Origin of the sequence: Collinsella aerofaciens (assembly GCF_015552075.1) — a bacterium.
Classification (GTDB): domain Bacteria; phylum Actinomycetota; class Coriobacteriia; order Coriobacteriales; family Coriobacteriaceae; genus Collinsella; species Collinsella aerofaciens_Y.
The window spans coordinates 1-12,857 of sequence record NZ_JADNDZ010000119.1 but is presented as its reverse complement, the minus strand read 5'-3'; the positions used below and the strand labels follow the sequence as shown (position 1 = coordinate 12,857).

Annotated in this window: 7 protein-coding genes; all 7 read right to left on the bottom strand. The window is 60.6% G+C overall.

Annotated elements, in window-relative coordinates; all coding sequences use genetic code 11:
• Positions 1 to 261: 261 nt before the first annotated feature.
• The 7 genes from I2D41_RS09060 to rplJ all read right to left on the bottom strand — a co-directional run bounded on the left by I2D41_RS09060 (position 262) and on the right by rplJ (position 12,494).
• Entirely contained in the window at positions 262 to 1,338 is a 1,077-nt protein-coding gene (locus I2D41_RS09060; protein ID WP_195364298.1) for a DUF4179 domain-containing protein, read from the bottom strand.
• Entirely contained in the window at positions 1,289 to 1,807 is a 519-nt protein-coding gene (locus I2D41_RS09055; RefSeq protein ID WP_195364297.1) for an RNA polymerase sigma factor, read from the bottom strand. The genes I2D41_RS09060 and I2D41_RS09055 overlap by 50 nt, the downstream gene beginning before the upstream one ends.
• Positions 1,808 to 2,008: 201 nt before the next feature.
• A complete protein-coding gene (locus tag I2D41_RS09050; protein ID WP_172677957.1) occupies positions 2,009 to 6,484 on the bottom strand; it encodes a DNA-directed RNA polymerase subunit beta' in 4,476 nt (1,491 codons plus the stop codon).
• A gap of 6 nt (positions 6,485 to 6,490) precedes the next feature.
• A complete protein-coding gene (gene rpoB / locus I2D41_RS09045; RefSeq protein WP_199408987.1) occupies positions 6,491 to 9,982 on the bottom strand; it encodes a DNA-directed RNA polymerase subunit beta in 3,492 nt (1,163 codons plus the stop codon).
• Positions 9,983 to 10,269: 287 nt separating this feature from the next.
• Positions 10,270 to 11,178, bottom strand: a complete 909-nt coding sequence (locus I2D41_RS09040) for a UTP--glucose-1-phosphate uridylyltransferase (protein WP_195364296.1) — start codon at positions 11,176 to 11,178, stop codon at positions 10,270 to 10,272.
• 314 nt (positions 11,179 to 11,492) lie between these two features.
• The gene (rplL, locus tag I2D41_RS09035; protein ID WP_006235005.1) at positions 11,493 to 11,870 is read right to left on the bottom strand and encodes a 50S ribosomal protein L7/L12; all 378 of its coding nucleotides are present in this window, start codon (positions 11,868 to 11,870) and stop codon (positions 11,493 to 11,495) included.
• A 102-nt stretch (positions 11,871 to 11,972) separates the two neighbouring features.
• Positions 11,973 to 12,494 carry a 50S ribosomal protein L10 gene (rplJ, locus tag I2D41_RS09030; protein ID WP_006235004.1) on the bottom strand — a complete coding sequence of 174 codons (522 nt, stop codon included), beginning with the start codon at positions 12,492 to 12,494 and terminating at the stop codon, positions 11,973 to 11,975.
• Between the last annotated feature and the right edge of the window lie 363 nt (positions 12,495 to 12,857).

Below are 12,857 nucleotides of genomic sequence, written 5' to 3'. Positions count from 1 at the left end.
GACGGAAAGCACATTAAGTGCTTTCCTTTGCGTGCGGAACTCGCGACAAACTTAAACAGCGGGCCGCCCGGACCGGGAATCCGACGTGCTTGTCGGGGCAACGTTCCCTTCCAAATAGGGACAGGTTTATTTTGGTCGGTTTTATCTGGGGAAACGTCGCGCTCCAGCGGTGATCTGCTCTCATCTGTCGCATGGAAATCGGCGGCGTCTCCATTTAACGCAAAAGAGGCCGCTTCCCCTAGTAGGAAGCGACCCCAAATCTTACGAATAGACGATGGTAAAGGGCTCTTTCGTTTCGGTCTCCCCTGTTGATGTATACCTCACAATTTCAAGGGTTACCGAGACAACTTGATCGACATCAATCAACTTCGTTGGCACCCAGATGTTCTCTCCGCTATTGCGCCCATAAGAAAAATATAAGTTGAACACCCCTGCGTCGTCATCTTCGATAATCTGCTCCGATCCATCCTTGTAGCTGACGGTCAGCTTATTATCAACTGCTTCATAGCCCAAATCATCGATGTGCGTCTGGATGGAAAACGGGCTAATCTCAAGAGGCGAGTCACCGGAGCGGAGTTCCTTTGTATCGACGTACGCTCCAATATTGAACTCGGGTGTCGACGCCTCAAACCGCCTCGCACTCTCACCTTCACCCTCGGTCCAATGGATATTCCAGGTGACAGCATGTTGCAAATCTCGCTCGCGATCCATAGCGGCAAAGTACATCGTGCCATTAATGACAGTATCGCTTGATGTGTCCTTATCAATTGTGCTGCGTGTGTCAGGCCATTCCTCGCCGAACTTCATATCGGGCGTGCCGATGCCCTGCTCTTCTTCACCATAGAGAACAAGTTCGCCAATCTCTGCTGCTGGCTTGTAGTAGTTAACTCCATTTGGATTGGACAACGTAAACGTCACGGCTCCGCAGCCGTTTTGGTCGATTGCCATCTCATGGATATCAAGCGTATAGCCGTTGCCCTCGACGGACAGATTAACCTCCTGGACTGCGCCTTCCAGGCTTTGGGGCGCGATGCCATCGCCAAACTCTCTGGTGTAGGTATATTTAGTTCCCGATGAGCCGCCGTTGGTCCAGGTAATGGAATCCCCGTTGCCGTGGTTTCCCCAGGCAGAGGCAAAATAGCTGGAATTGACGAAGGCGTAGGCGACCCCTCCGGTCGCCAGCACTCCGGCAAGGCATCCGATCACGGCAACATACAGAGGCTTCGCGTGACCCTTTCGGCGAAGCGGCTCACCAGCAGCGGCATAAAGAACACGGTCAGCAAGATCGCTATCGGCTTGGACGGACTCGAAGGCCTGCTTGATTTGATTGGATTTCACGGTCGCCCTCCTCTAGGATGAACTTGAGCTTCGATCTGCCGCGAGCCAAACGCGTTCGAACAGTCGCGGCTGGCACATGCAATAACTCGGCAATCTCTGAGGTCGAAAAGCCCAGATAGTAATAGAGCATGATGGGAACACGGAATCGTTCCGGAAGTCGCATAACGTCTGACAGGACCGCCTTGGTCTCCTCCTGCGCCGTCGAAAGCGAATCGGCCAGGTTCTCAATATCCTCCACACGCCTCCATGGCTTTCGAAAGAGAGATTTGCATTCATTGATCGTGACCCGGATAAGCCATCGACGAAGATGTTCCCAGCTTTCAAATTGGGCATCGCTTTTGAGTAACTTCAGAAAGACGTCTTGAGCGACATCGTCGGCATCGGCACGATCGCGCAGATACGTCAATGCGATTCGAAACACGACATCACGGTGATCCTCGACCGCCTGTCTAAATGCTTGTTCTTCCATAATCACCTCCCGGTGATGCTGATGTTTCTTGCTGAGGCCCTCACCATAGATACGCTTTGACCGAACGAAATGTTTCAAATTCAAGCAGGAATAACCTACCAAAATAAACCTGTCCCTTTTTGGTAGGTTTTCTTCAACAAAAAAGACCCGCTCCCCTGTTGGGAAGCGGGTCTTTGGAAGGACGGTTAACGTACTAGGAAATTACTCCTCGTCGTTGTCCTTGGCCTCTTCGGCGTCGTCGGTGTCCACGAGCTGGTTGAGCAGCTCGTCGAGGGAAGCCATGTCCTCGTTGATCGCGCCGTTGGCGGGAGCCTTCTTGTCGTCGATCGGGGCGCCCAGGAGCTCCTCGTCGGCGTCGGCGTGATGCGTCGGAGCGGAGGTACCCAGCAGGATATCGTCCGGACCGTCGGGGCTAAAGACCATCTGCAACAGCTGCGAGAGGTCTTCCTCGTCGGCAACGTCGTCGTTGTTCTCGAGGATGTAGAGCAGGTCGTGGGCCTCCAGGCCGTCACGGAGCTCCTCGATCGCCTTGGCACCGATGCCATCGATGCGCAGCAGATCCTCCTCGGACTTGCCGACCAGGTCGCCGACCGTCTCGATGCCGACCTCGCTGAACTTGTTGGTCCAGCGCTGCGACACGCCCAGGTCGTCGAACAGGTACAGGCGAGCCTTCTCGGCGGAGATGGTGTGGCCGTTGCGGGTGAACGAACCGTCAGCACCACCGAACTCGTCGTAGCCGGCCCAGTCGAGCTGCTGCGGAAGCTGCTCGTCCAGGTCCTTGAGCTCCACAGGAGCCCACTCGGGCAGCGACTTGGCGTTGGGCGAAGCCGGACCGTCGATGTCCACGTAGCCGTCGGCCGTGCGATACGTCAGCTTGGCGTTGGCGTACGGCTTGAGGCCGGTACCAGCCGGGATCTTCTTACCGACGATGACGTTGGACTTAAGGTCGAGCAGGTGGTCGACCTTGCCCTCGATGGCAGCCTCGGTAAGGACACCGGCGGTACGGATGAACGAAGCGCTCGACAGCCAGGAGTCGATGTTGGACGCAACCTTGAGCGTACCCAGGATGACGGGCTCGGCCACGGGAGCCTGACCGCCCAGACGGGCAACGCGCTCGACCTCGTCGGCGAACTCGTAGCGGTCGACGTACTGACCAAGCAGGTACTTGGAGTCGCCGGGGTTGGTGATCTGAACGCGACGCAGCATCTGACGTGCGAGCACCTCGATGTGCTTGTCGTTCAGGTCGACGCCCTGGCTGGTGTAGACGTCCTTGACGCTCTCGACGAAGGTGTGCATCGTCGACTCGATGTCGGTCAGCTTGCGCAGGTTGCGGAAGTTGACGAAGCCCTTGGTGATCTGGTCGCCGGCGCGAACCTCGCAGCCGTCCTCGATCTCGGGCATGAAGCGCACCGAAGCGGGAACGCGACGCTCGTCGAGGACACGGGTGTGATCCTCGGAGTCGGTGAGCGTCAGCACGTACTCGGACTTCTCGGGCTTAATCGAGAGGTGGCCGGAGTACGGGGCCAGCTCGGCCTCGCGACCCAGAATCTTCTCGTTGACGTTGCCGACGATATCGAACATACGGCTGACCGTAGGCAGACCCTGCGTAATATCGTCGACGCCAGCGACGCCGCCGGAGTGAATGGTACGCATCGTAAGCTGCGTACCGGGCTCGCCGATGGACTGGGCGGCAATAATGCCGACCGCGGTACCGATGGCGACCGGACGACGGGTGGAAAGATCCCAGCCGTAGCACTTCTGGCACACGCCGTACTTGGAGCGGCAGGTGAGCAGCGCGCGAAGCTTGACCTTCTTAAGGCCCGCATCGACCATCTTCTGGATGTCGGCGACCTTCTCGATGTAGCCGTCCTGCTCAAAGAGCACGGTGCCATCGGGAGCCACGACGTCCTCAATGAAGCAACGGCCGACGAGGTCGGTGTTGAGGTCGGTGGTGCCGGGGATGATGAGGTTGTAGGTGACGCCCTCGTGCGTACCGCAGTCCTCCTCGCGGACGATGACGTCCTGGGCCACGTCGACCAGACGACGGGTCAGGTAACCAGAGTCCGAGGTGTGGGATGCGGTATCGACCAGGCCCTTACGGGCGCCGTAGGTCGAAATGAAGTACTCGAGCGGCAGCAGGCCCTCGCGGAAGTTCGCCTTAATGGGAAGGTCGATCGTCTCGCCGGACATGTCCGCCATCAGGCCACGCATACCGCCGAGCTGACGCAGCTGGGTCTTAGAACCACGGGCGCCGGAGTCGGCCATCATGTACAGCGGGTTCTCCTCGTCGAACATGTCGAGCATGAGCGCTGCAACCTTATCGGTACAAGCGGTCCACTCGTTAACGACTTCGATGTGGCGCTCCGTCTCGTTGATGAAGCCCTCCTCGAAGTACTCGTTGATCTGGTCGACGTTGGCCTGGGCGCGGTCGAGCAGCTCCTGCTTCTCGGCAGGGATGAGAGCGTCCCACACCGAGATGGTGAGGCCGGCGCGGGTAGCGTAGTGGAAGCCGGAGTACTTGATGGCGTCGAGGATCGGGCCGACCTTGGCCTCGGGATAGCGATCGCAGCAGTCCGCAACCAGCTTGGCCACGTCGCCCTTGACCATCTTGTAGTTCATGAACTCGTAATCTTCGGGCAGGCACTGGCGGTTGAAGATGATGCGGCCGATAGAGGTCTCGAAGCGCGCGGTCTTGTTGCCGGTGACGTCGTAGTCGACAAACTCGTTCTTGCCGTTCTTGACGCGGAAGATACGGGTGCCGTCCTCGTTGATGACGTTGGCATCGGCAGCGGACACGCGGACCTGGATCTTGGCCTGCATGTCGACCTCGGAGCGGCAGTCATAGGCGTGCAGCGCGTCGTCGAAGCTCGAGAACACGTGGTTCTCGCCCGGCAGACCCTCGCGAACCTGGGTGAGGTAGTACACACCGATGATCATGTCCTGCGAAGGGATGTTGACCGGCTTGCCGGATGCCGGCGAGCGCAGGTTGTTCGCAGAGAGCATGAGCACGCGGGCCTCGGCCTGAGCCTGGCTGGACAGCGGCACGTGGACAGACATCTGGTCGCCGTCGAAGTCGGCGTTGAAGGGCGAGCAGACCAGCGGGTGCAGGTGGATAGCCTTGCCCTCGACCAGCACCGGCTCAAAGGCCTGGATGGACAGACGGTGCAGGGTCGGTGCACGGTTGAGCAGCACGACGCGGCCGTCGATGACCTCTTCGAGGATATCCCACACAAAGGTGGCACCGCGGTCGATAGCGCGCTTGGCGCCCTTGATGTTCTCGACCTTGCCAAGCTCGACCAGGCGCTTCATGACGAAGGGCTTGAAGAGCTCCAGCGCCATGGTCTTGGGCAGACCGCACTGGTGCAGCAGCAGCTTGGGGTCGGTAACGATTACCGAACGGCCGGAGTAGTCGACACGCTTGCCCAGCAGGTTCTGACGGAAACGACCCTGCTTGCCCTTGAGGGCCTCGGCGAGCGACTTGAGCGGGCGACCGCCACGGCCAGAGACCGGGCGACCACGACGGCCGTTGTCGAACAGGGCGTCCACGGACTCCTGGAGCATGCGCTTCTCGTTATTCACGATGATTGCAGGGGCGTCCAGGTCGAGCAGGCGCTTGAGTCGGTTGTTACGGTTGATCACGCGACGGTACAGGTCGTTGAGGTCGGACGCGGCGAAACGGCCACCGTCAAGCTGGACCATCGGGCGCAAATCGGGCGGAATGACCGGAATGACGTCCAGGATCATGTTCGCGGGGCTGTTGCCGCCCTTCAGGAAGGCGTCAACGACCTCGAGGCGCTTAACGGCCTTCTCGCGCTTCTGCTTCTGGGAGTCCTCGTCGGCGATGATGGCCTTGAGCTTCTCGGCCTCGGAGGGGAGGTCGATGGCAGCGAGCAGGTCGCGGACGGCCTCGGCACCCATGCCGCCCTTGAAGTACATCGAGTAGTAGCGGGTCATCTCGCGGAACAGCGGCTCATCGGAAATGAGGTCGCGCTCGCTGAGCTTCATGAAGGCGTTGAAGGCGTCCGTGCGGAGCTGCTTCTCGTCCTTGCACTCTTCCTCGATGTCGACGATGCCAGAGGCGATCTCCTCGGGGGTCAGCGGCTCCTCGTCGGAGAACTCGTCAAAGTTCTCGGGGTTGCCCTGCTCCTTGAGGGACTCGATCTGGCGGGCGCACTCGGCATCGATCTCTTCCAGATCGGCGGCGAGCTCCTCGCGCAGGTCGTCGGCGTCGGCCTCGCGAGCCTCGTAGTCAACCTCGGTGATGATGTAGCTGGCAAAGTACAGAACCTTCTCGAGGTCCTTGGACTTGATGTCGAGCATACGGCTCATCGGGAAGCTCGTGGGGCTCTTGAAGTACCAGATGTGGGACACGGGAGCGGCGAGCTCGATGTGGCCCATGCGGTCGCGACGCACCTTGGCCGAGGTGACCTCGACGCCGCAGCGCTCGCAGACGATGCCCTTAAAGCGGATGCCCTTGTACTTGCCGCAGGAGCACTCCCAGTCCTTGGCGGGACCGAAGATCTTCTCGCAGAACAGGCCGTCCTTCTCGGGCTTGAGGGTACGGTAATTGATGGTCTCCGGCTTCTTGACCTCACCGTGCGACCAGGAACGGATCTGGTCGGCGGAGGCAAGGGAGATCTTTACCGAGTCAAAATCAGTAGCTTCGAAATCTGCCACAGTCAACTACTCCTTATCAGTGGTCGTGGCGGCGACAGCCTCGGGTGCCTCGGCGGTCTCGGCATCCTCGGCCTCGACGTCGGCGTCAACGCCGGCGAGCGCAGCCAGGTCGTCGAGAGCAGAGGTCTCCTCGGCGGTCACAGGGGCGGAGGCGTCCTCGTCGGCATCGTGCATGGGCTCGATGTCCAGTGCGAGGGAGCGAATCTCCTTGACGAGAACCTTGAAGGACTCGGGGATACCCGGGACAGGAACGTTCTCGCCCTTGACGATGGACTCGTAGGTCTTGACACGGCCCACGGTATCGTCGGACTTGACGGTCAGGATCTCCTGCAGGACGTTGGAAGCACCGTACGCGTACAGTGCCCAAACTTCCATCTCGCCGAAGCGCTGGCCGCCGAACTGAGCCTTGCCGCCCAGAGGCTGCTGGGTAACCAGGCTGTAAGGGCCGGTCGAACGGGCGTGGATCTTGTCGTCGACCATGTGGCCGAGCTTGAGGATGTAGGACGTACCCACGGTAATGGGCTCGCGGAACTCCTCGCCGGTGCGGCCGTCGAACAGGCGGGTCTTGCCGCGCTCGTCAAGCTGGGTGACGAACTCGGGGCGCATGTGATCGCCAAAGGCAGCGGTAGCCTTGTTGAGCATGTTCTTGTTGGCACGACGGATGACCTCGGCGATCTCGTCCTCCTTGGCGCCGTCGAAGACGGGCGTGGCGGTGAAGAACGGACCGGGGACGTACTTGTCGGAGTCGGCCTGCTCGGTATCCCAACCGCACGCAGCAGCCCAGCCAAGGTGGCACTCGAGCAGCTGGCCGACGTTCATACGCGAAGGAACGCCCAGCGGGTTGAGGATAACGTCGATCGGGGTACCGTCAGCCATGTAGGGCATGTCCTCGACCGGCAGAACGTTGCAGATAACACCCTTGTTGCCGTGGCGGCCGGCGATCTTATCGCCCTGCTGGATCTTACGACGCTGGGCGACGTAGACGCGCACCTGCTCGTTGACGCCGGGGGCCAGGTCGTCGCCGTTCTCGCGGCTAAAGCGGACGACGTCGATGACGCGGCCGTAAGCGCCGTGAGGCATCTTAAGGGAGGTGTCGCGGACGTCGTGGGCCTTGGCACCGAAGATGGCGCGCAGCAGGCGCTCCTCGGCGGTCAGAGCGCTCTCGCCCTTAGGCGTGACCTTGCCGACCAAGATGTCGCCAGGGCCGACCTCGGCGCCGATGCGGATGATGCCGTCCTCGTCGAGGTTGGCAAGCATGTCCTCGGAGAGGTTCGGGATCTCGCGGGTGATCTCCTCGGGGCCGAGCTTGGTGTCGCGGGCGTCGATCTCGTGACGGGTGATGTTGATGGTCGTCAGCAGGTCCTCGGCCACCAGGCGCTCGGACACGACGATACCGTCCTCGTAGTTAAAGCCTTCCCACGGCATGTAGGCCACGGTGAGGTTCTGACCCAGTGCGAGCTCGCCGTGATCGGTCGAAGGACCGTCGGCCAGAGGCTCGCCCTGCTCAACGGTGTCACCAACGCGAACGAGCGGACGGTGGTTGATGCAGGTGGACTGGTTGGAGCGCTGGTACTTGGCCAGGTGGTACTCGTCCATGCCGCCGGCATGCTTGACGATGATCTTGGCGGCGTCGGCAAAGATGACCTCGCCGGCGTTCTTGGCCAGGGTGACCTCGCCGGAGTCCAGAGCGGCGCGACGCTCCATGCCGGTACCGACATAGGGAGCGGCGGGGTGAACCAGCGGCACGGCCTGACGCTGCATGTTGGCGCCCATCAGCGTACGCTTGGCGTCATCGTGCTCAAGGAACGGGATCAGCGTGGCTGCGACGGAGAGCATCTGACGCGGCGAGACGTCCATGTAGTCGACGTCCTCGACGGGCACGTCGGCGGGAGCGCCGAAGGAGCCGTCGAAGTCGCGGGTACGGGCGATCACGGTGTGCGGACGGACGATCTTACCCTCGGCATCGGTCGTGATGAACTCGTTGGTCTTGGGATCGAGCGGCGTGTTGGCCGGCGCGATGACGTGCTTCTCTTCCTCGTCAGCGGTCATCCAGTCGATCTGATCGGTGGCAACGCCGTTCTCGACGCGACGGAACGGGGCCTCGATGAAGCCATACTCGTTGACGCGGGCGTAGAGGGCGAGCGAGCCGATCAGGCCGATGTTGGGGCCTTCGGGGGTCTCGATCGGGCACATGCGGCTGTAGTGCGAATTGTGAACGTCGCGGACGGCCGTCGGCACGTTGGTGCGGCGGCTGGAGCCGGACTTGTGGCCGGCAAGACCACCAGGGCCGAGTGCGGACAGACGGCGCTTGTGGGTCAGACCGGTCAGGGGGTTCGCCTGGTCCATGAACTGCGAGAGCTGCGAGGAACCGAAGAACTCCTTGATGGAAGCCACGATCGGACGGATGTTGATGAGCGACTGCGGGGTGATCTCGTCGATGTCCTGGGAGCTCATGCGCTCACGGACGACGCGCTCCATACGGCTCATGCCGATACGGAACTGGTTGGCGACGAGCTCGCCGACGGTGCGGATACGGCGGTTGCCGAAGTGGTCGATGTCGTCGACCTTGAAGCCCTGCTCGCCGGCAGCGAGGGACAGCAGGTAGCGCAGCGTCGCGACGATATCCTCGTCGGTGAGCACCGTGACCTCTTCCTCGGTGGTGAGGTTGAGCTTCTTGTTGACCTTGTAACGACCGACGCGGGCCAGATCGTAGCGCTGCGGGTTAAAGAGCAGGCCCTCGAGCAGGCTGCGGGAAGCGTCCACGGTGGGAGGCTCGCCCGGGCGCAGGCGACGGTAGATCTCGATGAGGGCGTCCTCGCGAGTGAGGGCGGTGTCGCGCTCCAGGGTGCGCTTGATCACATCGGAGTTGCCGAGCAGCTCGATGATGTCGTCGTTGGTGACGGCGATGCCAAGGGCGCGCAGGAACATCGTGGCGCTCTGCTTGCGCTTACGGTCGATGGAGACCATGAGCTGGTCGCGCTTGTCGACCTCAAACTCGAGCCAGGCACCGCGGGACGGGATGATCTGGGCCTTGTAGATCTGCTTGCCCGAATCCATCTCGGAGCTGTAGTACACACCCGGGGAACGGACGAGCTGCGAGACGACGATACGCTCGGTACCGTTGATGATGAAGGTGCCCTGATCGGTCATCATGGGGAAGTCGCCCATAAAGACGAGCTGCTCCTTGATCTCGCCGGTCTCCTTGTTGGTGAGACGGACGTCGGTCAGAAGCGGGGCCTGATAGGTCATGTCCTTCTCGCGGCACTCCTCGACGGTGTGCGCGGGGTCGCCGAACTGATGCTCGCCGAAGGTAACCTCGAGAACATGGTTCTGGCTCTGGATGGGGCTGGATTCCTTGAACGCCTCACGAAGGCCCTCGTCCTTAAAACGCTCAAAGGATTCCCTTTGAACAGAGATAAGGTTGGGGAGCTCCATGGCCTCCGGGATTTTCCCGAAGCTGACGCGCTTGCGCTCAGTGGCAGTGTATGCGTAGGTCACCAGGTTTTTCCTCCTTCACGGAAATGCTCGGTGGGTTGGCGAGGCATAGCTTCGCCAGTTATCGCAACCTAATAGTTTATCAGGTACCGACCGTTGGGCAAGAAAAGCCTTGACGCGATTGAGTTTTTGGAGTAGCAAAGTTTTTCGACAGAAAACACGCAGGTAGATGTATGTGTATCGAACATCTGTTCATATATTTTCTGTGAACAGAGAGCCGGCAATCGCAGCTCTTATAAAAAACGGGCGCGAACCGAGGTCCGCGCCCGTAAATGTCGATGCCCGAAGGCTTACTTGCGCATCAATCCGCCGCGCTCGTCGATGGCATCCCAGAAGGCATCGGCAAAGCGGGGGTCGCTTGCGGCCATGAGGGCGTTGGTGGCCATCCAGCCAGAGGGAGTGCCGGTGTCGTAGCCCGACAGCGGGTCAATGACGACGGCATACATGGCCTCGCGGTCGAGCGAACGGGCCATGGCGTCGGTGAGCTGGATCTCGCCGCCCTTGCCGGCCTGCTGATCTGCCAGCAGGTCCATGACCAGCGGGCTCAGCAGGTAGCGACCGACGATGTACAGATTGGACGGAGCCGCCTCGGGAGCGGGCTTCTCGACCAGACCGCCGATGCGCCAGACAGCGCCCGGCTCTGCATCGGCAACGTCCTCGGCACCCTCGAGCGAACCGACGCGCTCACCGGCGATAACGCCGTAGCGGCTGACTTCCTCGGGCGAGCAAGCAGCGACGGCGATAACCGAAGCGCCACCGTGCTCCTTGGAAACGGCGAGCATCTTGTCGCAGATGTCGCGGTTAGGCACAACGTAGTCGCCCAGAAGAACCAGGAAGTTCTCCCCTGACACGGCGTCGGCAGCAGAGCGAATAGCATGGCCGAGGCCCTTGGGCTCGTACTGATAGCGGAAGTCGACCGGCATACCGCCAGCGTGGGCGACGGCATCGGCATAGGCGTTCTTGCCGCGCTCGCGCAGCAGGTTCTCGAGCGAGCGATCGGGCTGGAAGTAGTTCAGTAGCTCGGGCTTACCGGGAGAAGTAACGATGATGGCGTCGTCGACTTCCTCGGGGTCGAGCGCCTCCTCGACGACGTACTGAATGACGGGCTTGTCGAGCACCGGCAGCATCTCTTTGGGCGTGCACTTGGTGCCAGGCAGAAAACGCGTGCCAAGACCGGCGGCGGGGATGATTGCCTTCATGTTATTCAAAGATCCTTTCGCAGGCGCAAAAGCGCCCCATGCGTGCGGCACACAGCCGCAGACCAAATTGCGATACCTAAGCATCTTACCGCTGGAACTATATGTCGCTACAAGGCAGAGACAATTCTTCAGCAGGTCAACGCAAATTATTGCTCGAATGGTGCAATTTTATTGCCCAACGGCAGGGTGCCCGATACGACGCAAATCACAGAACATGGCAGTTTGAGCTACCGATGTCGAGGGACCGAAAAACAAAAAAGACGGGGCTCGCAATGCGAACCCCGTCTGCAAAGAAATCTGGCGAGAAAGCCTGATTACTTGAGGGTGACAGCAGCGCCAGCAGCCTCGAGCTTCTCCTTGGCAGCCTCGGCGTCCTCCTTCTTGGCACCCTCGAGAACAGCCTTGGGAGCGCCCTCGACGACCTCCTTGGCCTCCTTCAGGCCAAGGTTGGTGAGCTCACGGACGGCCTTGATGACCTGGATCTTGTTGTCACCGAAGCCCTCGAGCACGACGTCAAACTCGGTCTTCTCCTCGGCCTCAGCAGCGCCAGCAGCGGGAGCGGCGACAACAGCGGCAGGAGCAGCGGCGGAAACGCCGAAGGTGTCCTCGATAGCCTTGACGAGCTCGGAAGCCTCGAGAAGGGTCATTTCCTTAAGAGCATCGATGATCTCATCGGTGGTAAGCTTAGCCATTTCTAAGTCCTTTCGGTTTCCGTGCGGATGCACGGAGATCAGTTAAAACACGACGCGAATGCGCCAGGGGTGCGGCGTTGCCGCCGCGGGTGAAAACAGCAACTAGGCTGCCTTCTGCTCGGAGACCTGCTGGATCGAACGAGCGAGACCAGAGGAAACGCCGTTGACGCAGACAGCGATGTCGCGAGCGAAACCGGAGATGAGACCGGCGATCTGGCCGAGAAGCTGATCCTTGGTGGGCAGCTCGGCGATAGCCTTAACATCATCAGCGGAAACGGCCTTGCCGTCGGAGATACCGCCCTTGATCTCAAGGACGCCCTTGGACTTAGCGGAGAAGTCCTTAAGGGCCTTAGCGGCCTCGACCGGCTCGGACTCGTAGAACACATAAGCGACGGGGCCGGCGAGGATCTCGTCGAGCTCGGGCTGCTCCTGGTTCTTGAGAGCGATCTTGACCAGGTTGTTCTTGTAGACCTTCATCTCGGCGCCGCACTCGCGAAGCTGATGACGCAGCTCCTGAGCCTGCTTAACCGTCAGACCGTTGTAGTTGACGACGAACAGACCGGCGTTCTCGGCGATACGGGACTCGATCTCTGCAACCTTGTCGATTTTGTACTGCTGGGGCATGAATTACACCTCCTCGAATTCTTTCCGGGCACGGTCCGCCACAAGGACGTGACGGGGGCATGTCCAAAAAGAAAGCCCCCGCGCTGCATGAGCGACGGGGGCGAGAAGACATATCTACTCGACCACCTCGGCTGGCGGGAAGTCCCATTAAGCTCGCGGGTAAGACCCGTTTGCGCCGGCTGTCTCTGGCAGCGGATTCGTGCGTGAACCGAAAGTATTATGGCGGGGACCCCGGCGTCGGTCAACGGCAACCCTGGCTGCACACAATTCCACCATCTCGGTCGCGCCGCCAAAGGCCAGGCGCAAGCTTTTCGCTCGGTCAGGTCCTGGGCTCGCACGAAGAGCACATTTAGTGCTCTTCGG

Excerpts from the sequence above, each read along its gene's own strand:
- I2D41_RS09055 (WP_195364297.1), bottom strand. The coding sequence starts at position 1,807 with ATGGAAGAACAAGCATTTAGACAGGCGGTCGAGGATCACCGTGATGTC.
- rplL (WP_006235005.1), bottom strand. The coding sequence starts at position 11,870 with ATGGCTAAGCTTACCACCGATGAGATCATCGATGCTCTTAAGGAAATG.
- rplJ (WP_006235004.1), bottom strand. The coding sequence starts at position 12,494 with ATGCCCCAGCAGTACAAAATCGACAAGGTTGCAGAGATCGAGTCCCGT.
- I2D41_RS09040 (WP_195364296.1), bottom strand. The coding sequence starts at position 11,178 with ATGAAGGCAATCATCCCCGCCGCCGGTCTTGGCACGCGTTTTCTGCCT.